This is a genomic window from Bradyrhizobium sp. USDA 4538 (genome assembly GCF_024171045.1).
GTDB lineage: Bacteria > Pseudomonadota > Alphaproteobacteria > Rhizobiales > Xanthobacteraceae > Bradyrhizobium > Bradyrhizobium australafricanum.
Genome location: NZ_JALJZE010000001.1, coordinates 8627559 through 8652165 on the forward strand (window position 1 = coordinate 8627559; position 24607 = coordinate 8652165).

Consider the following 24607-nt stretch of genomic DNA (forward strand, 5'->3'; position numbering starts at 1 on the left):
GAGCTTCCGGGGCCTGTAACTTAGGCCTTGTCCGGCCCGACCCGGACCAACTGCTTGCCGAAATTGGCGCCCTTGAGCAGGCCCATGAAGGCCTCTGGCGCGCTGTCCAGGCCCTCGGTCACGAACTCCTTGTACTTGACCTTGCCCTCGCGCACCCACTGCGACATGTCGCGGAGGAAGTCGCCATGCATGGCGGCGAAGTCGCTGACGATGAAGCCGCGGAAGGTCAGCCGCTTGGTCAGGATGTTGCGCATCATCGCGCCGGCCCATTTCGGGGCATGCGCTTCGGTGTCGTTGTAATGCGCGATCAGACCGCAGACCGGGATGCGCGCGAACGCGTTGAGCAGCGGAAACACCGCGTCAAACACCGCACCGCCGACATTCTCGAAATAGACGTCGATGCCCTTCGGGCAGGCTTCCTTCAGCTTCGCCGCGAGATTGGGATCGCGGTGGTCAAGGCACTCGTCGAAGCCAAGCTCGTTCTTGACGTAGGCACACTTGTCCTTGCCACCGGCGATGCCGATCGCCCGCGCGCCCTTGATCTTGGCGATCTGGCCGACCGCCGAGCCGACCGCGCCGGACGCCGCCGCGACCACCACCGTCTCGCCCGCCTGCGGCTTGCCGATCTCGAGCAGGCCGGTATAGGCGGTCATGCCGGGCATCCCGAGTACACCGACCGCGGTCGAGATCGGCGCGATCTTCGGATCGATCTTGGCAAGGCCCTTGCCGTCGGACAGCACATGCGTCTGCCAGCCCGCGCGCGACAGTACGATATCGCCCTTGGCAAAGCCGGGATTGTTGGAGGCGATCACCTCGCTCACCGTGCCGCCTTCCATCACGCCTCCGACCGGCACCGGTGCGGCATAGGACGGACCGTCGGCCATGCGGCCGCGCATATAGGGATCGAGCGACAGCCAGATGGTGCGGAGCAGCACCTCGCCCGCACCCGGTGCCGGCGGCGTGTAGTCCTCGAGCCTGAAATTGGCCGACGTGGGCTCGCCGTGCGGGCGCGAAGCCAGAACGATGCGCTTTCCTTGGGACATGATTTCCTCTTGGGATGATTGGTTCGTGGCGCACACGTAGTCATGCAATCCACCTCCCCGCAAGGGAAATGGATTTGCTGTCTTCGCGTTGCGTTGTTTGAAATGTTGTTTGAAATGACAGCCATCATGCCAGGCACATTGGCGCCAACGCGATACCGTCACGTCGCGGCGGTTCGCAGGGCCCCCTGGTAGGCGGCAGTTTGTCACGGCGCGCCACCGGCAAACGAAGCGGCCATCGTCAAGTCGCCTGACCCGACCTCGCGATCCGGCACGGCGGAGCCAAGGCGGTCAGGCGGCCCTCCATGGTCGCAACGAGGGCGGCCGCCCAGCTGATCGGCAATCGGTTTCCGGTCGCCCTCGAAACCTGATGGCGCAGGACTTCGGTCCGCTTCGCGGGACCGCCCGACGGACGTGAGGCTCTCCGAAGCATTGGGGTTACCTCTTGAGAGCCGATCAGCGTCTTCGCGCCGCAATGTCCGTCTGGTGGCGGCCGGATTCACCTTCGGCGAATTGGCAGCCGGTAGACCTATCTCTGCCGGGCGCGCCCGCGGCAAAAACGCGACCTATCAATCTGGCACTTGTCGGACTTTCGATTCGCTGTAATCTCGGACCATGCGGCACTCGCATGTCTGCTACCCAAAAATGGGGCAGGCATCACCATAACAGGAGCGAACCAACGCTTCGGTTTTTGGATCGAGACCGACATGGCCGGCGACGGATCGTATGATACGTTTCCCAAATTGCTGCTGCGAAACACGGCACAATTTGGCACGCGGCCAGCGTTCCGACATAAGGATCTCGGCATCTGGCAGAGCTGGACCTGGGCTGAGGTTGCCGAGATCATACGTAGCTACGCCGCCGGCTTGCATCGCCTTGGCTTGCGGCCGGGCGAGACAATCGCGGTCGTCGGCTCCAATCGGCCCAAGCTTTACTGGACCATGATGGCAGCGCAGACGCTGCGCGCAATCCCCGTTCCGGTCTACTCCGATGCAGTGGCTGATGAGCTTGCTTTTGTTCTCGCTCACGCCGAGGTGACGCTGGTCGCGGCGCAGGACCAGGAGCAGGTCGACAAGGTCCTGTCGGTGTCCGACCGACTGCCGCAACTCAACAGGATTATCTACGACGAACCGCGCGGAATCGACGGCTACGACCACGGTCGACTGATCGCAATCGGCGATATCATCAATGACGGCCGCGCCGCGCTTGCAGCCGACGCAGCACTTGGCGAACGGATCGATGAATCCATTCGGGCCGGCAACGGTTCGGACATCGCGATCATCCTCTACACCTCGGGAACGACCGGCGCGCCCAAGGGCGTCATGCTGTCGGCACGAGGCTGCATCGATGCTGCAACCGACACCACGCGGTTCGACAAGTTGACCGACAAGGACGTGGTGCTGGCCTATCTGCCGCTGGCTTGGGCGGGCGATCATTACGTCAGCTATGCGCAAGGCTTGGTGGCCGGATTCTGCATGGCGTGCCCCGAGAGCAGCAACACAATCGAGCAGGATCGGCATGAGATAGGACCAACCTTCTACCTCGCCCCGCCACGCGGTTACGAGGCCATGCTGACGCGGCTGATGGTCAGGATGGAGGACGCAGCGCCAATCAAGCGGCACTTGTTCAGCTACTTTCTGGACGTCGCGCGGCGGTATGGCGAGCAAGTCTTGACGGGACGTCCGGTGCCGCTGTCGGGCCGATTGCTCTATGCGCTCGGGCGCTGGCTGCTCTACGAGCCCCTCAAGAACGTTCTCGGCCTGTCTCAGGTGCGCGTCGCATACACTGGAGGTGAAGCTATCGGTCCTGATCTGTTCGCGTTCTACCGCGCGATCGGACTGAACCTGAAACAGCTCTACGGCCAGACCGAAGCGTTCCTCTATGTAACGTGTCAGCCCGATGGCGAGATCTACCCCGATACGGTTGGTCCGCCGGCGCCCAACGTCGACATCCGCATCGCGGAATCGGGCGAAGTGCAGTTTCGCTCGCCCGGCATGTTCCTCGGATATTTCAAGGATCAGGCAAAGACCGCGGAAGCGATGACGTCCGACGGATATGTCAGGACTGGCGATGCGGGCTTTTTCGACGAGAAGACCGGGCATCTGAAGATCATCGATCGTGCGAAGGACGTCGGTCGATTGGCTGACGGCACGATGTTTGCTCCCAAGTACCTTGAGAACAAGCTGAAGTTCTATCCCAATATCAAGGAAGCGATCACGTTCGGTGACTCCAGAGAGTTCGTATGCGCCATGCTCAACATCGACCCGGTCGCGGTCGCGAATTGGGCGGAACGCAACAACGTCGCCTACGGATCCTATCAGGAGCTTGCCGGGCATCCGCTGGTCTACGACATGGTCGCCAAAGACGTTGCCGCGGTGAACCGCTCCCTAGCCGGGGAAACGGTGCTCGCGGGCGCCCAGATTCGCCGCTTCCTCATTTTGCACAAGGAGCTCGACGCGGATGACGGCGAGCTGACCCGCACGCAGAAAGTGCGCCGCCGCTTCATTGCCGAACGCTATGCGTCGCTGGTCACGGCACTCTACAACGGAGCGCATGACGCCGACATTTCCACGGAAGTGACGTTTGAGGATGGCCGGAAGGGCACGATCGCGGCACGAGTCGAGATTCGCGACATGCAAATCATCGGTCCGGCAGAATCGCTGGGAAGAGCAGCATGAGAGCGCCAAACGCCAACGAAATCCTGCTGCAGGTCGAGGGCGTGGCACTGGCCTTCGGCGGCGTCAAGGCGCTGCGGGACGTCTCGTTCAACGTCAGAAAAGGCGAAATTCGCGCCATCATCGGCCCCAACGGCGCCGGCAAAACCTCAATGCTGAACGTCGTCAACGGTTTCTATCATCCCAACCATGGCGCGATCACCTTCAAGGGCAGGACCCGGTCCAAAATGCAGCCGTTCGAGGCGGCGCGCGGCGGCATCGCGCGCACCTTTCAGAATGTCGCCCTGTTCAAGGGCATGAGCGCGCTCGACAACATCATGGCAGGCCGCACCTTGAAGGTGCGCCGGGGGCTGTTGTGGCAGCTGCTGCGTTATGGCCCTGCCCTCGCAGAGGAGATCGAGCATCGGCGCAAGGTCGAGGAGATCATCGACTTCCTGGAGATCGAGACAATCCGCAAGGTACCCGTCGGGCGTTTGCCATACGGCTTGCAGAAGCGTGTCGAACTCGGTCGCGCCCTGGCGATGGAGCCCGACCTTCTGCTCCTGGACGAGCCGATGGCAGGCATGAACCTCGAGGAGAAGGAGGACATGTCGCGGTTCATCATTGATGTGAACAACCATTACGGCACGACCATCGCCCTGATCGAGCACGACATGGCCGTGGTCATGGATCTGTCGGATCGCGTAGCGGTGCTTGATCACGGCGTGAAGATCGCCGACGGCACGCCTGATGAAGTGAAGAGAAGCCAAGCTGTCATCGACGCATATCTTGGCGTCGCGCATTGAGGTGCGTCCATGATCGCACTGGGTCAGTTTCTCGAGGTCCTGATCGGCGGATTGATGTCCGGCGTGCTCTATTCGCTGGTCGCGCTCGGCTTCGTGCTGATCTTCAAGGCATCCGGCGTATTCAACTATGCGCAGGGAGCAATGGTGTTGCTCGCCGGATTGGCGCTGGTTCGCGCCCTCGACCTCCTGGTCGCCAATGGCCTTCCGCTTTGGGTCGCGGTCATCCTCGCTATCGGCTTTGCCGCCGTGATCATGGCAGCAACCGCCTGGCTCATCGAGCGGTTCGTGATCGGACCTCTGGTCAATCAGGATGGCTTGACGCTGTTCATGTCGACGATCGGCGTGACATTCGTTATCGAGGGCGCCGCGGAGATGATCTTCGGATCGGATGTCTACCCGCTGCGGCTGTTCCCGACCGACGCCTGGTTCTTGTTTGAAGGCCTGTTCCCGGGCGGGATTCTGGTCAACAAGCTGGATGTCTGGGGCGCATTGATCGCGGGCGTCCTGGTCGCCGGCCTCGCGGTCTTCTTTCAGCGTACCAAGACCGGTCGCGCGCTCAGAGCCGTGGCCGACGACCATTTGGCCGCGCACTCGATCGGGATTCCAATCAGCTGGATTTGGTTCGTGGTCTGGCTCGTTGCCGGCCTCGTTGCGCTCGTCGCGGCGACCGTGTGGGGGACCAAGCTTGGCGTGCAGTTCTCCATCACGTTTCTCGCGCTGAAGGCTTTGCCGGTCCTGATCATCGGCGGCCTCACCTCCATTCCCGGAGCCATCGTCGGCGGGCTCATTGTCGGGGCCGGTGAGAAGCTCGCAGAGGTATATCTCGGGCCATCCATCGGCGGCGGCATCGAATATTGGTTTGCCTATGTGCTGGCGTTGGCGGTGCTGCTCTTGCGGCCGCAGGGCCTGTTCGGCGAGCGGATCATCGAACGTGTCTGAGGCAAGGAGGTCGTTGTGCTCTATCGCGAAGCTGGCCAGTTCAAGGCGACCTATGCGGAGGACATGGCGATCTTCCCGATCCGGCAGGATCGTATTGCCCTCGCCGTCTTGCTCGCGATTGCTTTCATTGGTGTGCCGCTGTTGGCCACCTTCCGGATCTGGCCGTTCGGCACCGACTATCTGTTGTGGGCCATCCTGCTGCCCTTCCTCATCCTGGCACTCGCCGCCATCGGGACAAACATTCTCGTCGGCTATTGCGGCCAGATTTCGCTCGGCAGCGGCGCGTTCATGGCCATCGGCGCCTATTCCGCCTACAAGCTGGCGACCGGCGTTCATATCCCGCTTGCCTGGCTCGGCTTCGCGATCGCGATCCCACCGTTGCCCGTGCTGGCATCCATTCTGCTTGGCGGGTTCATGGCGGCGGGTGCCGGAATCCTGTTCGGCATTCCCAGTCTGCGGATCAAGGGTCTCTACCTGGCGGTCGCAACGCTCGCCGCGCAGTTCTTCTTCGATTGGGCGTTCCTGCGGATCCCGTGGTTCACCAACTACGCCCCGTCGGGATCAGTGAATGCGCCGGAACTGAATTTCTTCGGCATGGTCGTTCGCTCGCCGGTCGAGCGTTACCTGCTGTGCCTGCTCTTCGTGACCGTGATGGCGGTGTTGGCGAAAAATCTCGTGCGCGGCAATCTCGGCAGGCAGTGGATGGCGATCCGCGACATGGATATCGCCGCCGAGCTGATCGGCATCAGGCCGCTCTATGCAAAACTAACGGCTTTCGCGGTCTCTTCGTTCATCATCGGGGTGGCGGGTGCGCTCTGGGCGTTCGTCTACCTCGGTTCATGGGAGCCGCTTGCGTTCTCGATCGACCGCTCGCTTGAGCTTCTGTTCATGGTCATCATCGGCGGGCTCGGCTCGATCATGGGTTCGTTCATCGGAGCAGCGTTCATCCTCATCGTGCCGATCATGCTGAATGTGATTCCGACCAAGCTCGGCCTGCCACTGTCGACGCAAACGATCACTCACCTCCAGTTCATCATCTTCGGATCCTTGATCTGCTATCTGCTCATCAAGGAACCCCATGGCTTCGCCCGGCTGATATCGATCGGCAAGGAGAAGCTCAGACTTTGGCCGTTTCCCTACTGAGGGAGCGATCGTGCCTTGATCGCAATGGAAATGGCGGCCGCTGACAACGAAGAGGAAGGAAGTACCGCAAGGAGGATATCAATATGGCAAGTATTGCACGCAGGTTACTGATACTCGCGACCGCCATGGCCGGCGCGGCGCTTAGCGCACCGGCCGCAGCGCAAAACGAACAGTTTATCCCAATTCTGTCCTACCGGACCGGACCTTACGCTGTGAACGGCGCGCCCTACGCAAACGGCGTGGTAGACTACTACAACCTGATCAATGAACGTGACGGCGGCATCAACGGCGTCAGGATTCTGATCGAGGAATGCGAGACGGGCTACGCGACCGACAAGGGAGTGGAGTGTTACGAGCGTCTCAAGAGCAAAGGACCAACCGGCGCGGCCTTCATCAATCCGCTGTCGACCGGGATCACCTTCGCACTCACCGAAAAGACCGCGGCTGACAAGATCCCGATCATTACGATGGGGTATGGCCGTGCCGATTCCAAGAACGGCGCGGTGTTCGCATATAATTTTCCATTGCTTGGCACTTATTGGTCCGCGGCCGACATCGCGATCCAGCACGTCGCCAAGGAACTCGGCGGCTTCGACAAGTTGAAAGGCAGGAAGATTTCGCTGCTGTACCATGACAGCCCCTATGGCAAAGAGCCAATTCCGATGCTGCAGGTGCTGGCGCAGAAGTACGGCTTTGAATTCACGCCGATCCCCGTCACGCATCCCGGCGTCGAGCAGAAGTCGCAATGGCTGGCGATCCGCCAGAATCGGCCGGACTATGTTCTGGTCTGGGGCTGGGGCGTCATGAACAGTACGGCAATCAAGGAAGCCGCCGCCGTCGCCTATCCGCGCGACAAGATGATCGGTGTTTGGTGGTCAGGCGCAGAGCCGGATGTGACGCCGGCGGGCGATCAGGCCAGCGGTTACAAGTCGTTGATGCTTCAGCATGGCGCAGGAAAATTCCCCGCGCACGCCGACATAGAGAAGTACGTCTACGCCAAAGGAAAGGGTTCGACAGAACCTGGCAAGATCGGCGAAGTTCTCTACAACCGCGGCATCACGAATGCCATGCTCGGCGTAGAGGCGATCCGCAAGGCGCAAGAAAAATTCGGCAAGCAACCGCTGACGGGCGAGCAGGTCCGTTGGGGGCTTGAGAATCTCATACTCACCGATGCACGAATCAAGGAGCTCGGCTTTGAGGGAATGTTGAAGCCGGTCAGCATTTCCTGCTCCGACCACGAAGGCGCGCGCTACGGGCGCGTCCAGCAATGGGATGGCAAGGGTTGGAAAGTGATCTCCGACTGGTACACGGCTGACGAATCGCTCATCGAACCGCTCGTCGCCGACGTGTCCGCGAAGTATGCCGCGGAAAAGAAGATCAAGCCGCGCGACTGCGCGAAAGAAACCTGACCCCGTGCGAGTGATCCGGGAGGCAGGATTGCCTGCTCCCGGATCGCAGCCCCTGCTCGGTTTGGAGGTCTGCGCATGTCAATCGCCAAGGTCGTCACCGCTGCGACGGAAGCGGCAGCGCTGATTTTATCGGTCAACAATATCGAGGTTGTCTACGATCACGTCATTCTCGTGTTGAAGGGCGTCTCGCTGGAGGTCCCGCGAGGCGGCATTGTTGCGCTTCTCGGCGCCAACGGCGCCGGCAAGACGACGACGCTGAAGGCGGTTTCCAATCTGCTGCACGCAGAGCGTGGCGAGGTCACCAAGGGCTCGATCCTGTTCAACGGCGTCGAGGTGAAGTCGCTGTCGCCAAACGACGTGGTGCGGCGCGGCTGCATCCAGGTGATGGAGGGTCGGCGTGCCTTCCCTCATCTGACGGTCGAGGAGAACATCCTGACCGGCGCCTTTACACGGACGGACGGCAAGCTCGCGATCGCGCAGGATCTTGAACGTGTCTACGCTTATTTCCCCCGCCTCAAAGAGCGACGCAATTCCACCGCCGGCTATACGTCGGGCGGCGAACAGCAGATGTGCGTGATTGGCCGCGCGCTAATGTCACGCCCGAAGATGATCCTGCTCGACGAACCATCGATGGGCCTCGCGCCGCAGATCGTCGAAGAGATCTTCGAGATCGTGAAGGATCTCAACACCAAGGAAGCTGTGTCGTTTCTTCTCGCCGAGCAGAACACCAATATGGCGCTCAGATATGCAAGCCACGGCTACATCCTCGAAAACGGCCGCGTGGTGATGGACGGCGAAGCGCACGCGCTCGCCGCAAATGAGGACGTCAAGGAGTTCTATCTCGGCGTCGCCGGAGAGAAGCGAAAATCATACCGCGATGTGAAGCACTACAAGCGACGCAAGCGCTGGCTCGCCTAGCGGATGATGGCGTCCCGGACTCCCGGGACTCCGGGTTCGGCCCTTCGGACCGCCCCGGAATGACGGTGCTTGGGCCTACACCCCGCCCGGATAGTTCGGGGCTTCGCGCGTGATGGTCACGTCGTGGACGTGGCTCTCGCGCAGGCCGGCGCCGGTGATGCGGACGAATTCGGCCTTGTCGTGGAAATCCCTGATGTCCTTGGCGCCGACATAGCCCATCGCCGCCCTGAGACCGCCGGCGAGCTGATGCATCACATTGCCGACCGGGCCCTTGTAGGGCACCTGGCCCTCGATGCCTTCGGGGACGAGCTTCAGCGTGTCCTTGATGTCCTGCTGGAAGTAGCGGTCGGCCGAGCCGCGCGCCATCGCGCCGACCGAGCCCATGCCGCGATAGGCCTTGTAGGAGCGGCCCTGCCACAGGAAGACTTCGCCCGGCGTCTCGTCGGTGCCGGCGAGCAGCGAGCCGACCATGGCGATGTCGGCACCGGCGGCGAGCGCCTTGGCGAGGTCGCCGGAATATTTGATGCCACCGTCGGCGATCACGGGCACGTCGGCCTTCTTCGCGGCCGCGACCGCGTCCATGATCGCGGTAAGCTGCGGCACGCCGACGCCGGCGACGATGCGCGTGGTGCAGATCGAGCCGGGGCCGATGCCGACCTTGATGCAGTCGGCGCCGGCATCGATCAGCGCCTGCGCGCCGCCCTCGGTCGCGACGTTGCCGGCCACCACCTGCACCGCGTTGGAGAGTCGCTTGATGCGGTTGACGGCGTTGAGCACATGGCGCGAATGGCCGTGCGCGGTATCGACCACGACGACGTCGACGCCGGCATCGATCAGCCGCTCGGTGCGTTCATAGCCGGTCTCGCCGACCGTGGTGGCGGCGGCGACGCGCAGGCGGCCGTGCTCGTCCTTGCAGGCGAGCGGATGGGCGACCGCCTTCTCGATGTCCTTGACGGTGATCAGGCCGACGCAGCGATACTGGTCGTCGACGACGAGCAGCTTCTCGATGCGATGCTTGTGCAGCATCCGCTTCGCCTCGTCCTGGCCGACGCCCTCGCGCACCGTGACGAGGTTCTCGTGCGTCATCAGCTCCGAGACCTTTTGCCGGGGATCGCTGGCGAAGCGCACGTCGCGGTTGGTCAGGATGCCGACCAGCTTGCCCGGCACGTTCTTGGCGGCACCGGTGACGACCGGAATGCCCGAGATGCCGTTCTCCTTCATCAGGGTCAGCGCATCGGCCAGCGTGGCGTCGGGGCCGATGGTCAGCGGATTGACCACCATGCCGGACTCGAACTTCTTGACCTGCCGCACCTGCGCGGCCTGCCCTTCCGGATCGAAGTTGCGGTGGATGACGCCGAGACCGCCGGCCTGCGCCATCGCGATCGCCATGCGCGCCTCGGTGACGGTGTCCATCGCGGACGCCATGATCGGGATGTTGAGCGAGATCGCGCGGGTGACGCGCGAGCGAATATCGACTTCCGAGGGAAGCACGTCGGACAAACCGGGCTTCAGCAGCACATCGTCGAACGTGAAGGCTTCGCGGATAGCCGGAAATCCCGTGGCCATTGCCAACTCCTTTATCTGCGGCCCAGCCGCGATGGTCTTACGGATGAACGCTACCTGCGGCGACGCTCGCTGCGTCACCGTCGAATCGGCGCCCATCGGTGGGGTTGACGCTGGTCGATAGCATGGCGGCTTGACGAATCAAAGTGTTTGCCAGCCATGCACAGGCCTTTTTAGGGTCCGGTTCAGGGCGCCCGGTAACCCGGCGGCGGCCCATGGCGGCGGATCGCCTCGACCATTTCGCGATGGCGCCGGTCCTCGCGCTTCATGTGGACCGCGATCACGGCATGGGCCGACGGCACCAGCAGCAACACGTGGAAAAACAGCCCAAAAATCGCGCAAAACACGATCAGGACCAGATTAAAGATGGCCGAAAACGGCTGTCCGTTCAGGAGCAGTCCGATCGGCGGCAAGAGGGCGGCAAGGACGTAGATCACGGCGAACCTTTGGACACGGGCGGATGCATACCAGCGTCACGCAGGATTTAGGGCGTTTGGCCGGTTCCGCAATAGCGTGGCCCTGGGCGGGATGATATGGCCCGCTCGCCCGCCTTTTCAGCACAGCTGTCCTGTTTTGATGAACAAACAACGTCTGATCCCGCTCATCGTGGCCACCGCCCTGTTCATGGAGAACATGGACTCCACGGTGATCGCGACCTCGCTGCCCGCGATCGCCGCCGATATCGGCACCAGCCCGCTGACGCTGAAATTGGCCATCACCTCCTACCTGCTGTCGCTCGCGGTGTTCATCCCGGCCAGCGGCTGGACCGCGGACCGCTTCGGCGCCCGCATCGTGTTTGCCGGCGCCGTCGGCGTGTTCATGCTGGGCTCGATCGGCTGCGCACTGTCGTCCTCGGTGACCGATTTCGTGTTCGCCCGCATCCTGCAGGGCCTCGGCGGGGCGATGATGACCCCGGTCGGGCGGCTGGTGCTGCTGCGCTCGGTCGACAAGAGTGCGCTGGTCAACGCGATGGCCTGGGTGACGGTCCCGGCGCTGATCGGCCCGGTGATCGGGCCGCCGCTCGGCGGCTTCATCACCACCTATTTCTCCTGGCACTGGATCTTCCTGATCAACATCCCGATCGGGCTGCTCGGCATCTTCCTGGCGCTGAAATACATCGATCCGATCAAGAGCGAGGATCCCGAGCGCTTCGATCTCGTGGGACTGGTGCTGGCCGGGATCGGCCTCGCCGGCATCGCCTTCGGGCTGTCGGTGGCCGGGCTCAATCTGCTGCCGTGGCCGATCGTCGCCGCGCTGGTCGGTGTCGGCACGGTCTCGATGACGCTTTACGTCATCCACGCACGGCGGACCGGCTCGCCGGTGCTCGATTTCGGCTTGCTGCGGCTGCCGACCATGCGCGCGTCGATCGTCGGCGGCTTCATGTTCCGGCTCGGCATCGGCGCGCTGCCGTTCCTGCTGCCGCTGTTGATGCAGGTCGGCTTCGGCCTGTCGCCATTCCAGTCTGGTCTCGTCACCTTTGCGTCGGCGGTCGGCGCCATGGGGATGAAGACGCTGGCGGCGCGCATCATCCGCGCCTTCGGCTTCCGCAACATGATGACCGTCAACGCAGTGGTCAGTTCGGCCTTCCTCGCCGCCTGCGCCCTGTTCACGATCTCGACGCCGCTGATGCTGATCTTCACCATCCTGGTGGTCGGCGGCTTCTTCCGCTCGCTGCAGTTCACCGCGATCAACACCGTGGCCTATGCCGAGGTCGAGGCGCCGCAGATGAGCCGGGCCACCACCCTGGTCAGCGTCAACCAGCAGCTCGCGGTGTCCGCCGGCGTCGCGGTCGGCGCGTTCTCGGTTGAAACCACGCTGGCGCTGCATCACCAGACCGAACTCTCCGCCGACGTGTTCGCGCCGGCCTTCATCGTGGTCTCGTTGATCTCGGCGGCCTCGGCCTGGTTCTTCTGGCAGATGCCGGCTGAGGCCGGCAACGAGATCGCCGGCCGCAAGGCGATCGACATCTCGAGCCGCAAGGGCGCCGAGAAGCGCGCCGCGACCGAAGCCGTCAAGGTCGCGACCGAGGACACCCAGAACGCGCGCGATCAGCGGCTCGGCTAGTCGATCGAACGAGCCGTTCCCGAGGCACGGACACCGCGAGCCGCCGTCAGGTCACGACGAGGCCATCAGGGGTGCCCGGTCATTCCGCCTGGCTGTTTTCGATCCGGACGTTCGATCAGTTCGTATGTGGGAACGTGGGTCGCTTCCAGCCACGATTCCAGCGCTGCTCCGCAGACCGTGCAGATCGCATCACCCGTATGCGGCACCAAGAACTTCTCTTCAGTGCGTCTGTACTCGGCGCCGCAATTGCATTGAACAATGGTCGCCATCTGGGAAATATGCGCTTGCGTCGCCCGATTTTCCAGTCCTGCAAGAAACGGCCCCAGTGCGCGAAACCTGACGCTGCACCAAGGCCGCCAACCCAGTTGGGGTTTTCTCCCGGTGGGCTTGGGGGGCATTGGCCGGGAGCAAAGGAGTCGACTCCGGCCACGCACCGAGGTTCCAAGCAGTCGCGTCGAAATGTCGTGCTGCGCGCCTTCAGATCGGGATGACACCCGACTACCCACCCTCCTGAGGCAAGCGGTCGGGATGTCCAGCCGCATCGGCTGCGCCTCCGCCGCGATCGGTGGCCGAACGCCCCACAGTGCCACCATACGACGGTCGTTTCGTCCCGGAAAAAAATCTCCGCGAGAGTCAGAAAGCGAACGGAAGCTGCACCGCCGATCCTGCATAGTCCTGCTCAAGCGGGCACGCGGTGACCCGGCATCAGCAAAAAAACCAGGTGGAAGGGAGCGCTCCAGCTACGCTTCCCCAGCGTCCGTGCACCGCGAGGCGCCGATTTTCCTTGATTTTGTTTCGCTTGAAAGGATCAGAGCCAGTGAGTGACGTCCAGACGAATGAAGTGAGCGACAATCCGAAAGCCGGCGGCTTCAGCCTGCCCCTGTTCGCGCTGCCCCAGGCCTTTCAGGGCATCGCCGAACAAAATGCGACACGCGCACGGGAGCAGTTCGAGAAGGTCAAGGAAGCCTCGGAGGAAATCTCTGTCCTGCTCAAGGAGGCATATGCGGTCAACGCCAAGGGCGCTGCGGATTACGCAGCCAAGGTGATCGAGATCTCGCATTCCAACGCCAGTTCGGCCCTCGCTTTCATATCCGAACTCGCCGGCGCTAGGTCGCTGTCGGAGGCCATCCAGCTTTCGGCCGATCACGGCCGCAAGAATTTCGAAGCGACGACCGCGCAGAACAAGGAGCTCTGGGAGATCGCGAAGAAAGTCGCGACCGAGACCTCCGAGCCGATCAAGAAGAGCTTTGCAAAGGCCCTGAAAACACCTTCCTGAGGAGCCGCCCCCCCCCCCCCCCGCTCCCAGGCCGGCTGGACCAAGCGTCTCCAATAGAAGAGGCGGGTCCAGCCGACGGTGCGCGGGACCAGCAATTCCTGACATTGGAGGAGGAGACCAAGGTGGGCGTCATCATGATCAAATGCCCGCGGACGGGACGTGCGATCAATACCGGCATGAAATCCGACCGCGAGACGTTCCGGTCCAGTACCGTGTTCTTTTCGCGCAGCTATTGCACGAGCTGTCGGACCAATCACGAATGGTTCGCCAGGGACGCGTGGGTCCACGAACCCGAGCACGAATTGCGCAAGGCGTCCTGACACCCGCGTCTGCGTTGCAACCGCATTCAATGGCTTCGTGATCGCTCAGCACCCGCGCCGCGGGTATGTGCATGAACCTTGTCGCCATTGGTCCACGGTCCGGCGTGCGAACGCCGATGTCCGTGTGGCGGCCCGCCGTGACCGGACGACCTGATCCCTTCCGCGGATACGATGCGGTCGATCCTGCCGCGCATGATCTCGTAGCACTCGCAGACCGCGGTTTCGAGCCGCGGCCTGTCAACCTCGATCGAGCTCCGCCGGTTGGAGCGGATTGCGCCCGAGGCGCGAAGCTTGTGCACGACGTGGGTCACGGTCGTTCGTCGCACGCCCAGCAATTCCGACAGCGTCTCCTGCGTCAACGGCAGCGTGTCGTCGCCGATCTGATCGTGAACCTGCAACAACCACCGGGCCAGACGGGCCTCCACGGAATGGAGCGCATTGCACGCCGCGATATGCTGGAACTGAACCAGCAGCGACCGCATATGGAGCTGCACCGCGCTGCCAAGCGCGTGACTGTGCGCGAGCGCGGCGTGAAATCGTGCCGGCGAAATCTGCCACGTCGTGCCCGCGACGCGAACCACCGCGGTCATCGGCGAGCGTATTGACCTGAGTGTCGACAGGATGCCGGCGGCGCCCTCGTTGCCGATCATTGTCGTCGCAACGGCCTGTCCGTTCGGCATGTCCATAACGAACGCGATCAATGCCGTGCAGGGAAAATAGATCTGTTCGACGAGGTCGCCCGACCGCACCAGCACGGCGTCGCGTTCGAGCGATATCTTGCGGAGATGAGGCGCAAGCAAATCAAGGTCGGCGGGCGGCAAGGCCGCCAGAAGGCGATTACCTATGCTCGACCTGCGTTCCATCACGGAAGAGCTCCGCAAGACGGAGGCGCGGCTCGCTGCACAAACCTGTCATGGCGCCAGGCCGAAACACGCAACGAACTGACCGCGCCGGGAAGATAGAATACGCCGTAACGGAAAGAGTTCCAATGGATTCAGGTCAGCTCGCGACGCGCTCGCGTACCGGGCAGCGCTCCGGCCGGGCCCTATGAGGGATCTGGATTGCCTTCGCGGAGGCTTCGGCGAACGCGTCGCCGCTACGCCCCGCGCAATGACGGCTGTTGCTGCCCGCGAAATCCCGTCGCCAGCACATAGCGCTCCGACGAATCCTGCCGGCTGGCGGACGGCTTGACGTGGCGGACGGTGGCGAAATCGCGCTTCAGCTGCGCCACCAGCTCGGCGTCGGCGCCGCTCTGGAACACCTTTGCCAGGAACGTGCCGCCGGGATTGAGCACCTCGCCGGCGAAATGCGCGGCGGTCTCGACCAGGCCAATGATGCGCAGCTGATCGGTCTTGCGATGGCCGGTCGTGTTGGCGGCCATGTCGGACATCACGATGTCGGCGCGGCCGCCCATCATCGCGATCAGTTTTTCCGGCGCGTCGTGGTCGAGGAAGTCGAGCTGCGCGAAGGTGACGCCCGGAATCTCGCCCATCTCCAAGAGATCGATCGCGACCACCTTGCCCTTGCCGTCGGCAGCGCCGGTCCGCTTGGCCGCGATCTGGCTCCATCCGCCGGGCGCCGCGCCGAGGTCGACCACGGTCATGCCCGGCTTGAGCAGACGGTATTTGTCGTCGATCTCGAGCAGCTTGAAAGCTGCGCGCGAGCGGTAGCCCATCGCCTTGGCCTTGGCGACATAGGGATCGTTGAGCTGGCGCTCAAGCCAGAGTTTTGACGACAGCTTGCGCTTGCCGCCGCTCTTGACCGTGACGTGCAGCCGCCCGGTGGTGTCTTTCGCCATACTGCTTCTCTACTCCCTCGCCCCGCTCTTGCGGGGAGAGAGGGTTGGGGTGAGGGGCTGGTTTCGCAACGAAGGTGAGAGATGCGCTCGTGGAGAGTCCCCTCACCCGGATTGCATTGACATGCAATCCGGCCTCTCCCCGCAAGCGGGGCGAGGCAAGAGAAGCTCTAGCACGCCCGCAGCGCGCCGTCCTCGCGCATCATCTCGACCAGCATGCCCTCGCGCAGGCCGCGATCGGCGACGCGGAGCCGCGGCATCGGGAACGCGTTGCGGATCGCATCGAGGATCGCGCAGCCGGCGAGCACCAGATCGGCGCGCTCGACGCTGATGCAGTTGTTGTTGACGCGCGCCTCATAGCTCATGCCGAGCAGCCTCTGGATCGTCGCGGTGACGTCGCAATCGTTCATCCAGATGCCGTCGATGCGGCGGCGGTCGTAGCGCGACAGGTTGAGGAACACGCCGGCAAGCGTGGTCACGGTGCCGGAGGTGCCGAGCATGTGCATGTCGCGCAGATCCTTGCCATGCTCGGCCGCGAACGGCGCAACGTGCCGCGCGACCTCATCGATCATTCGCGCATACATATCCCTGGTGACATTCTTGCCGCCGAAATGTTCGGCCAGCGTGACGACGCCGAGCGGGATCGACATCCACGCCTTGATGCGTGGCGCCGCGTCGGGCGCGTTGGGGTCGCGCTCGATCCGCACCAGCTCGGTCGAGCCGCCGCCGATATCGAACAGGATGGCGCCCCGCCCCTTCGGATCGAGCAGCGGCGAGCAGCCGATCACCGCGAGCGTCGCCTCGGTCTCACGATCGATCACCTCGAGCTTGATGCCGGTCTCGGCCGCCACCCGCGCGCGGAAGCTCTCGGCATTGCCGGCGGCGCGGCAGGCCTCGGTGGCGATCAGGCGGAGCCGGCGCGCCTTGCGATAGCGGATCTTGTCGCTGCAGATGGCCAGTGCGGCAATCGCCCGCTCAATCGCGGCCTCGCTGATCGAGCCCGTGGCGGCGATGCCCTCGCCGAGCCTGATGATCCGCGAGAATGAATCGACCACGCGGAACCCGTCGCCGGTGGGACAGGCGATCAACAGCCGGCAATTGTTGGTGCCAAGGTCCAGCGCGGCGTAGACGCCACTTTCCGCCGCTGCCGCAACCAACCCTGGCGGGGCTTCGCTGGCCGGGGGGCCGTCGCAAAGCCGCACATGGTCGTTCATCAAAACTGTCTTTCCGCGGGACCAAAAGGCCCGCCGAATAATTATCGTTCACGGAAACTTTAGCAGCGTCAAAGCCCTACGCAAACTCCGTTCACATTGGGTCCATGCCCAATCGGGCGTTGTCGTTAAGGGGGGTGTGCGTTATCTCCTCAGCGCCCCCAAACTCCAGCAAATCCGGGCATTTCAGGTCATTTTCGATGCAAGATCACACGCCGCCTGCCTCCCTCGAAAACGCTATCGCACTGCAAAAATACGGTGTCGGACAGCCTGTTCGACGAAAGGAGGACGACACCCTGGTGCGCGGCAAGGGCAAATACACCGACGATTTCTCGCTGCCCGGCCAGGCCTATTGCTGGATGGTTCGCTCCTCGCGTGCCCATGGAATCATCAAGGGCATCGATACGGCGGCCGCCAGGGCGATGCCGGGCGTGCTCGGGGTCTGGACCGGCGCCGACCTTGCGGCCGCCGGCTACAACCCCTTCACCTGCGGCCTACCGCTGAAGAACCGTGACGGCTCCCCGCTCAAGCAGACCAACCGCCCCGCGCTGGTGACCGACAAGGTGCGCTTCGTCGGCGATCCCGTCGCCTTCGTGGTCGCGCAGACCGCGGCGCAGGCGCGCGATGCCGCCGAGGCCGTTGAGGTCGATATCGAGCCGCTGCCCGCGGTGACCGACGCAGCTGAAGCCGCCACGCCCGGCGCGCCGCAGCTCTATGACGACATCCCTGATAACGTCGCGCTCGACTATCACTATGGCGACACCGCCAAGATCGAGGCGGCGTTCGCCGGCGCGGCGCACGTCACCAAGCTCGACATCGTCAACACCCGCGTCGCCGTGGTCTCGATGGAGCCGCGCGTCGCCCTCGCGCATTACGACAAGAAAACCGAACGCTTCACGCTGCAGGTGCCGACCCAGGGCGTCTCCGGCAACAAGGCGATCCTGGCGCGCCTGCTCAACGTGCCTGCCGACAAGGTCCGCATCCTCACCGGCAATGTCGGCGGCTCGTTCGGGATGAAGAACCTCAACTATCCCGAATACACCTGCATCGCGCATGCGGCGCGGCAGCTCGGCCGTCCGGTGAAGTGGCTGGACGAGCGCTCGACCAGCTTCCTCTCCGACAGCCAGGGCCGCGCGCAGCTGATCCATGCCGAGCTCGCGCTCGATGCCGACGGCAAGTTCCTCGCGGTGCGGCTGTCCGGCTACGGCAATCTCGGCGCCTATATCACCGGCGTCGCGCCGGGCCCGCTGTCGCTCAACACCGGCAAGAACCTCGCCAGCGTCTATCGCACGCCGCTGCTCGGCGTCGATATCAAGACGGTCCTGACCAACACCACGCTGATGGGCGCCTATCGCGGCGCCGGCCGGCCCGAGGCCAATTACTACATGGAGCGGCTGATCGATGCGGCCGCCGACGAGATGGGCATCAACCGCTTCACGCTGCGCAAGCGCAACTTCATCAAGCCGTCGCAGCTGCCGTTCCCGGCGGCCTCCGGCGTCACCTATGACAGCGGCGATTTCGCCGGCGTGTTCCAGAAGGCGCTGGAGATCTCCGACTACGACAACTTCGCCAAGCGCAAGAAGGAGAGCAAGAAGAGCGGCAAGCTGCGCGGCATCGCCGTCGGCTCCTATCTCGAGGTCACCGCGCCGCCGAGTGGCGAGCTCGGCAAGATCACCTTCGAGCCCGATGGCTCGGTGAAGCTCACCACCGGCACGCTGGATTACGGCCAGGGCCACGCCACGCCGTTCGCGCAGGTGCTGTCCGACCAGCTCGGCGTCCCCTTCGAGAAGATCACGCTCGAACAGGGCGACAGCGATCTGGTGCGCTTCGGCAACGGCACCGGCGGCTCGCGCTCGATCACCGCGACCGGACAAGCGATCGTCGAGGCTTCCGCGCTCGTGGTCGAGAAGGGCAAGAAGGCCGCCGCGCACATGCTGGAGGCCTCCGAGGCCGACATCGAATTCGGCGCCGGCCGCTTCACCATCGCCGGCACCGACCGCTCGATCGGCATCATGGAGCTCGCCGAGCGGATGCGCGCCGGCAAGATGCCGGAAGGCACGCCGGACACGCTCGACGTCGATCACGCCACCAAGGAGACGGCGTCGACGTTCCCGAACGGCTGCCACGTCGCCGAGGTCGAGATCGATCCCGACACCGGCGTGACGCGGATCGTGCGCTACTCGGCGGTCAACGATTTCGGCGTCGTGGTCAATCCGATGATCGTCGCGGGCCAGCTGCATGGCGGCGTCGCGCAGGGCATCGGCCAGGCGCTGATGGAGGAAGTCAGCTACGACGCCTCCGGCCAGCCGATCACCGGCTCGTTCATGGACTACGCGCTGCCGCGTGCCGGCGACGTGCCGTCGATGCTGGTCGGCGATCATCCCTCGCCGGCGAAATCCAACCCGCTCGGCACCAAGGGCTGCGGCGAGGCCGGCTGCGCCGGCAGCCTCGTCTGCATCGTCAACGCCGTGGTCGACGCGCTGTCGGAGTACGGCATCAAGCACATCAACATGCCGCTGAAGCCCGAACGCGTCTGGCGCGCGATCCATGACGCCAAGGCGAGCGCGGCATAAGGTCTCTCCTGCTCCCTCGCCCCGCTCTTGCGGGGAGAGGGCTGGGGTGAGGGGCTCCATCCGGCGAGCAAGGTCGTTGTAACTGGAATTGTGCCTTGCCCCTCACCCGGATCGCATCTGCGATGCGATCCGACCTCTCCCCATTAAGAACGGGGAGAGGTGGAAAGTTACGCCGCGGCCTGCTCGCGCGGCTGGGTGATCGCGATGTGCCAGCAATGCGCGAGCGGCACACCGTTGCCGAGCACCAGCGCGTCGAGCTCGACGAAGCGGTGGCCCTTCTTGTCGTAATTGCCCGTCACCTTGGCGCGCGCGGTCAGCTCGTCGCCGATCTTGCCCGCCGACAGCAGCTGCATGCGGGTGCCGACATGGATCCAGGGCCCGAGGATCGCATTGTCGACCAGCACCTTGTTCATCACCCGCGGCAGCAGGCCGGGATGGCCGAGACCTTCGCGTAGATAGATCGGATCGGTCTCCCTGATATCGGCGAGATACTCCTTCGCGGCATCGCCCGACCAGTCGCGCGGGATGGTGCCGAGCCACTTGCCCTCATCATAGGACGAGGCGCTGACCGGCTTGCGCTCGGCGACCGCGGCGACCTGCTTGTAGTCATCGAGCACGAATTTCGGCGCGGAGGCCGGCAGCGATGCGGTGCCGGTGGCGCAGAGCTCGCCGCGGCTGTGGAGTTCGATCGTCAGCCCATTGCCGGTCTCCTGGCCGGTTAATTCCGCGATCTCGCCGTCATAGACGGGTTTCACGAAGCGTGCCTCGATCAGGCCGCGCGCGAGGAAATCGCGGCCCCATTTCTCGACCGGCAGGTGCATCATGTAGGCCATCACGTCGACGCCGGGCACCAGCCCGCCGGAAAAGCCGAACTTCCGCGCCACCGTGTCGTCGTGGATCTTGTTCTCCGACAGTTTCGAGGTGTTATAGGCCGAGACGCGGTAGGTCAGCGAAGCCGTCTTCGAATCCATGGGGTTTCCCCTTATTTCCGTTGTTTTTCTCAGGCAATCGTAGTCGAACCGGTCAGCGTGACAAGCCTCTCGTTTTGCTCGCAATTTTCCGCCCGATGGAGTACACGCAGGCCGCGTCTGCCAACCTTGGAATCGATGACTGAAACCCCTGCTCCCACCCGCATCTATGTCGACGCCGACGCCTGCCCGGTGAAGGACGAGATCTATCGCGTCGCGATCCGGCACGGCGTGCCCGTCAGCGTGGTCGCGGGCAATTTCATCCGCGTGCCGCAGGATCCGCTGATCGAGCGCATCGCTGCCGGTTCCGGCATGGATGCGGCCGACGACTGGATCGCGGAACGCGCGCGTGAGAGCGACATCGTGATCACGGCGGACATCCCGCTGGCGAGCCGCTGCGTCAAGGCCGGCGCCGACGTGATCGCGCCGAACGGCAAGCCGTTCACGGAGCAGTCAATCGGCATGACGCTCGCGGTGCGCAACCTGATGACCGATCTGCGCTCGTCGGGCGAGATCACCGGCGGGCCGAAATCATATTCGCCGCGCGACCGCTCGACCTTCCTGTCGACGCTCGACCAGACCATCCGCCGCATCCAGCGCCGCCGCGCCGAGCAGGCGCAGGCGAGCCAGCAGGGTTAGCGCGATGGCTCCGCCCCCTCTCATCCAACTCAAGGACATCAGCCTGACCTTCGGCGGCACGCCGCTGCTCACCGGCGTCGAGCTGTCGGTCTCCGCGGGCGAGCGCGTCTGCCTGATCGGCCGCAACGGCTCCGGCAAGTCGACGCTGCTGCGCATCGCCGCCGGCCTGGTCGAGCCGGACGCGGGCAGCCGTTTCGTGCAGCCGGGCGCCACCATCCGCTACCTGCCGCAAGAGCCGGATTTCGGCGAGCACAAGACGACGCTCGCCTATGTCGAGGCCGGCCTCGGCCCCGGCGACGACCACTACCAGGCGCGCTATCTGCTCGAACAGCTCGGCCTCAGCGGCGAGGAAGACCCGGCGCATGTCTCCGGCGGCGAGGCGCGCCGCGCGGCGCTGGCCCGCGTGCTGGCGCCCTCGCCCGATATCCTGCTGCTGGACGAGCCGACCAACCATCTCGATCTGCCGACCATCGAATGGCTCGAGGGCGAACTGGAAAGCCGGCGCTGCGCGCTGGTGCTGATCAGCCACGACCGCCGTTTCCTCACCAATTTGTCGCGCACCACGGCCTGGCTCGACCGCGGCCAGATCAGGCAGATCGAGCGCGGCTTCGGCGCCTTCGAGGCGTGGCGTGACGAGGTGCTGGCGGAGGAAGAGCGCGAGCAGCACAAGCTCGACCGCAAGATCGTCAACGAGGAGCACTGGCTGCGCTACGGCGTCTCCGGCCGCCGCAAGCGCAACGTCAAGCGGCTCGGCAATCTCTTCGCGCTGCGCGACCAGCGCCGCAACTATCGAGGCGCCACCGGCAATGCCACGCTCGCCGCCGCCGAAGCCGAAAAGTCCGGCCAGCTGGTGATCGAGGCCAAGAACATCGTGAAGGCCTATGGCGAGCGCAAGATCGTCGACGGCTTCTCGACCCGGATCCAGCGCGGCGACCGGCTCGGCATCGTAGGTCCCAACGGCGCCGGCAAGACCACGCTGGTGCATCTTCTGATCGGCAACGATCCGCCCGACTCCGGTTCGGTGCGGCTCGGGGCCAATATCGAAATGGCGACGCTCGACCAGCATCGCGAAAGCCTCGACCCGAAGCTGACGCTGGCCGAAGCCTTGACCGGCGGCCGCGGCGATCACGTCATGGTCGGCGACAAGTCGAAGCACGTCATCGGCTACATGAAGGATTTCCTGTTCGCGCAGGAGCAGCGCGGCACGCCGCTCGAAGCGCTCTCCGGCGGCGAGCGCGGCCGGCTGATGCTGGCGCGCGCGCTGGCCAAGCCGTCGAACCTCTTGATCCTGGACGAGCCGACCAACGACCTCGACCTCGAAACCCTCGACGTGCTCGAGGACATGCTCGGCGATTACGAGGGCACCGTGATCCTGATCAGCCACGACCGCGACTTCCTCGACCGCGTCGTGACCTCGGTGATCGTGCCCGAAGGCCAGGGACGCTGGATCGAATATGCCGGCGGGTATTCCGACATGCTGGCGCAGCGCGGCGCCGACGTGAAGCGCGAGACGGTGAAGGCGGAAGCCGCGACCGAAGAGAAGAAGGAAGCCAGGGCCGCGGCGCCCGAAGCAGCACCGAGGCGCCGGCTGAGCTTCAACGAGAAGCACGCGCTGGAAACCTTGCCGAAGACGATCGACAAGCTGCACAACGAGATCGCCAAGCAGCAGAAGCTGCTCGACGATCCCGATCTCTATACGAAGGATCGCAAGACATTCGACGCCGCCTCGGCCGCGATCGCAAAGGCGCAGCAAGAGCTCGCTGCCGCCGAGGACCGCTGGCTCGAACTCGAAGTCCTGCGCGAAGAGATCGAACAGGCATGAACACAATGATTCTTGCCGTCATTGCGAGAAGCGAAGCGACGAAGCAATCCATGCATCTGCAAACGCGGACAGATGAATTGCTTCGCTCCGCTCGCAATGACGGAAACTCTGCAATGGAGCCGCCCCGATGACCACGCCCCTCGCCGCCAAGATCGCCAAGGAATACGGTACGCCCTGCGCCGTGATCGACATGGACCGGGTCGAGCGCAACATCGCGCGCATCCAGAAGGCCTGCGACGAGGCCGGCGTCGCCAACCGCCCGCACATCAAGACGCACAAGAACCCGATGCTGGCGCAGCTGCAGATCAAGGCCGGCGCCAAAGGCATCACCTGCCAGAAGCTTGGCGAGGCCGAGATCATGGCGGACGCTGGCATCGACAACATCCTGATCAGCTACAATCTGCTCGGCGACGAGAAGATGGCGCGGCTCGGCGCGCTGCAAGGCAAGGCCAACGTCACCGTCGCCGCCGACAATTCCGTCGTCGTCGGCGACCTGCCGAAGGCCGCAGCCGCCTCCGGCCGGCCGCTCTCGGTGGTGGTCGAATGCGACACCGGCCGCAAGCGCGCCGGCGTCGAGACCCCGGCCGAGGCGATCGCGCTGGCGCGGGAGATCGCAGCCTCCAAGGGCCTCAGCTTCGCGGGCTTCATGCTGTACCCGACCGAGACCGGCTGGGCCGACGCGCAGAAATTCTACGACGAGGCGCTGGCCGGCGTTCGCGCCCACGGCCTCGACGCGACCATCGTCTCCACCGGCGGCACGCCAAACCTGAAGAACCTCGGCAAACTGAAGGGCGGCACCGAGCATCGCTTCGGTACTTACATCTACAACGACCGCATGCAGGTCGCGGCCCGCGTCGCGACCTGGGACGATTGCGCGCTGCATATTTATTCCACCGTCGTCAGCCGCGCCGGCCCCGAGCGCGGCATCCTCGATGCCGGCTCCAAGACGCTGACCTCGGACACCGGCGGCCTCGAAGGCCACGGCCTGATCCTCGAACATCCGGAGGCCAGGATCGCGCGCTTCGCCGAGGAGCACGGCTTCCTCGATCTGTCTCGCAGCAACACGCGGCCCAATGTCGGCGACGTGGTGCGGATCGTGCCCAATCACGTCTGCGTCGTCGTCAACATGATGGACGAGGTCGTGATGGTTCGCGGCGACGAGATCATCGGTGCGCTGCCGGTGACGGCGCGGGGGAAATTGCGGTAGCCGCATACACAGACCTTGTAGGATGGGTAGAGCGTAGCGAAACCCATCATGGTGCCGCGGGTTCGACTTGATGGGTTTCGCACGCTCTACCCATCCTCATATGGGGATTTGTGAGTCAAGTCTCTTCGCGAGGTCTGGGTTGGTGTTTGACGGCAAGAGGGCGGCGCGCGGAGCCGAGCGTAGCGCAGCGCGACGACCGGGCAACGAACAGGGATTGGCTTCCGAAGATTGCTGCAGTTCACTGCATCACCTCATATCCG

Annotated in this window: 20 protein-coding genes; 13 read left to right on the forward strand and 7 right to left on the reverse strand. The window is 64.0% G+C overall.

Translation table 11 applies throughout. From position 1 onward, the window contains the following. Positions 1-20: 20 nt before the first annotated feature. Complete coding sequence (locus tag J2R78_RS39865) at positions 21-1043, reverse strand: NADP-dependent oxidoreductase (RefSeq protein ID WP_076826615.1); 1023 nt, start codon at positions 1041-1043, stop codon at positions 21-23. 704 nt (positions 1044-1747) lie between these two features. On the opposite strand from J2R78_RS39865, the gene J2R78_RS39870 reads away from it, so the two are divergent. The 6 genes from J2R78_RS39870 to J2R78_RS39895 all read left to right on the forward strand — a co-directional run bounded on the left by J2R78_RS39870 (position 1748) and on the right by J2R78_RS39895 (position 8909). Further along, positions 1748-3718 carry an AMP-binding protein gene (locus J2R78_RS39870; RefSeq protein ID WP_253609090.1) on the forward strand — a complete coding sequence of 657 codons (1971 nt, stop codon included), beginning with the start codon at positions 1748-1750 and terminating at the stop codon, positions 3716-3718. Then, complete coding sequence (locus tag J2R78_RS39875; RefSeq protein ID WP_253609091.1) at positions 3715-4500, forward strand: ABC transporter ATP-binding protein; 786 nt, start codon at positions 3715-3717, stop codon at positions 4498-4500. Before J2R78_RS39870 ends, J2R78_RS39875 begins: the two co-directional genes overlap by 4 nt. Before the next feature lie 9 nt (positions 4501-4509). After that, a complete protein-coding gene (locus J2R78_RS39880) occupies positions 4510-5439 on the forward strand; it encodes a branched-chain amino acid ABC transporter permease (RefSeq protein WP_080667122.1) in 930 nt (309 codons plus the stop codon). A gap of 15 nt (positions 5440-5454) precedes the next feature. Further along, a complete protein-coding gene (locus J2R78_RS39885; RefSeq protein WP_253609092.1) occupies positions 5455-6582 on the forward strand; it encodes a branched-chain amino acid ABC transporter permease in 1128 nt (375 codons plus the stop codon). Between the two features lie 83 nt (positions 6583-6665). Beyond that, positions 6666-7991 carry an ABC transporter substrate-binding protein gene (locus J2R78_RS39890; protein ID WP_253609093.1) on the forward strand — a complete coding sequence of 442 codons (1326 nt, stop codon included), beginning with the start codon at positions 6666-6668 and terminating at the stop codon, positions 7989-7991. 75 nt (positions 7992-8066) lie between these two features. Then, on the forward strand, positions 8067-8909 hold the full coding sequence (locus tag J2R78_RS39895) for an ABC transporter ATP-binding protein (RefSeq protein ID WP_253609094.1): 843 nt from the start codon (positions 8067-8069) through the stop codon (positions 8907-8909). A 75-nt stretch (positions 8910-8984) separates the two neighbouring features. Here the strand turns inward: J2R78_RS39895 and guaB are convergent, their stop codons facing one another. Next, positions 8985-10475, reverse strand: a complete 1491-nt coding sequence (gene guaB / locus J2R78_RS39900; RefSeq protein WP_028335041.1) for an IMP dehydrogenase — start codon at positions 10473-10475, stop codon at positions 8985-8987. Between the two features lie 182 nt (positions 10476-10657). Next, a complete protein-coding gene (locus J2R78_RS39905) occupies positions 10658-10909 on the reverse strand; it encodes a hypothetical protein (RefSeq protein WP_253609095.1) in 252 nt (83 codons plus the stop codon). Between the two features lie 139 nt (positions 10910-11048). On the opposite strand from J2R78_RS39905, the gene J2R78_RS39910 reads away from it, so the two are divergent. The 3 genes from J2R78_RS39910 to J2R78_RS39920 all read left to right on the forward strand — a co-directional run bounded on the left by J2R78_RS39910 (position 11049) and on the right by J2R78_RS39920 (position 14132). Then, on the forward strand, positions 11049-12536 hold the full coding sequence (locus tag J2R78_RS39910) for a DHA2 family efflux MFS transporter permease subunit (protein WP_028344675.1): 1488 nt from the start codon (positions 11049-11051) through the stop codon (positions 12534-12536). Positions 12537-13230: 694 nt separating this feature from the next. Then, positions 13231-13812: a phasin gene (locus J2R78_RS39915; protein ID WP_253609096.1), complete on the forward strand. Its 582-nt coding sequence runs from the start codon at positions 13231-13233 to the stop codon at positions 13810-13812. Between the two features lie 122 nt (positions 13813-13934). Then, the gene (locus J2R78_RS39920) at positions 13935-14132 is read left to right on the forward strand and encodes a hypothetical protein (RefSeq protein WP_253609097.1); all 198 of its coding nucleotides are present in this window, start codon (positions 13935-13937) and stop codon (positions 14130-14132) included. Positions 14133-14158: 26 nt separating this feature from the next. Here the strand turns inward: J2R78_RS39920 and J2R78_RS39925 are convergent, their stop codons facing one another. The 3 genes from J2R78_RS39925 to J2R78_RS39935 form a co-directional block, all read right to left on the reverse strand. Continuing rightward, positions 14159-14995 carry a Crp/Fnr family transcriptional regulator gene (locus J2R78_RS39925; protein ID WP_253610033.1) on the reverse strand — a complete coding sequence of 279 codons (837 nt, stop codon included), beginning with the start codon at positions 14993-14995 and terminating at the stop codon, positions 14159-14161. Between the two features lie 233 nt (positions 14996-15228). Continuing rightward, positions 15229-15930 carry an RlmE family RNA methyltransferase gene (locus tag J2R78_RS39930; RefSeq protein ID WP_253609098.1) on the reverse strand — a complete coding sequence of 234 codons (702 nt, stop codon included), beginning with the start codon at positions 15928-15930 and terminating at the stop codon, positions 15229-15231. Between the two features lie 167 nt (positions 15931-16097). Next, positions 16098-17141, reverse strand: a complete 1044-nt coding sequence (locus J2R78_RS39935) for a Ppx/GppA phosphatase family protein (protein ID WP_225159181.1) — start codon at positions 17139-17141, stop codon at positions 16098-16100. Positions 17142-17338: 197 nt separating this feature from the next. On the opposite strand from J2R78_RS39935, the gene J2R78_RS39940 reads away from it, so the two are divergent. Next, positions 17339-19711 (forward strand): xanthine dehydrogenase family protein molybdopterin-binding subunit, encoded by a 2373-nt coding sequence (locus tag J2R78_RS39940; RefSeq protein ID WP_253609099.1) that lies wholly within the window; start codon positions 17339-17341, stop codon positions 19709-19711. A 167-nt stretch (positions 19712-19878) separates the two neighbouring features. Here the strand turns inward: J2R78_RS39940 and J2R78_RS39945 are convergent, their stop codons facing one another. Continuing rightward, positions 19879-20682 (reverse strand): hypothetical protein, encoded by an 804-nt coding sequence (locus J2R78_RS39945; RefSeq protein ID WP_253609100.1) that lies wholly within the window; start codon positions 20680-20682, stop codon positions 19879-19881. A gap of 135 nt (positions 20683-20817) precedes the next feature. Between J2R78_RS39945 and J2R78_RS39950 the strand changes: the two genes are divergently transcribed. The 3 genes from J2R78_RS39950 (at position 20818) to J2R78_RS39960 (ending at position 24347) form a co-directional block, all read left to right on the forward strand. Continuing rightward, complete coding sequence (locus tag J2R78_RS39950) at positions 20818-21318, forward strand: YaiI/YqxD family protein (RefSeq protein ID WP_076826595.1); 501 nt, start codon at positions 20818-20820, stop codon at positions 21316-21318. Positions 21319-21322: 4 nt separating this feature from the next. Continuing rightward, positions 21323-23140, forward strand: coding sequence for an ABC-F family ATP-binding cassette domain-containing protein (locus tag J2R78_RS39955; RefSeq protein WP_253609101.1), 1818 nt, complete (start codon positions 21323-21325; stop codon positions 23138-23140). Between the two features lie 127 nt (positions 23141-23267). Next, positions 23268-24347 (forward strand): D-TA family PLP-dependent enzyme, encoded by a 1080-nt coding sequence (locus J2R78_RS39960; RefSeq protein WP_253609102.1) that lies wholly within the window; start codon positions 23268-23270, stop codon positions 24345-24347. Positions 24348-24607: the final 260 nt, after the last annotated feature.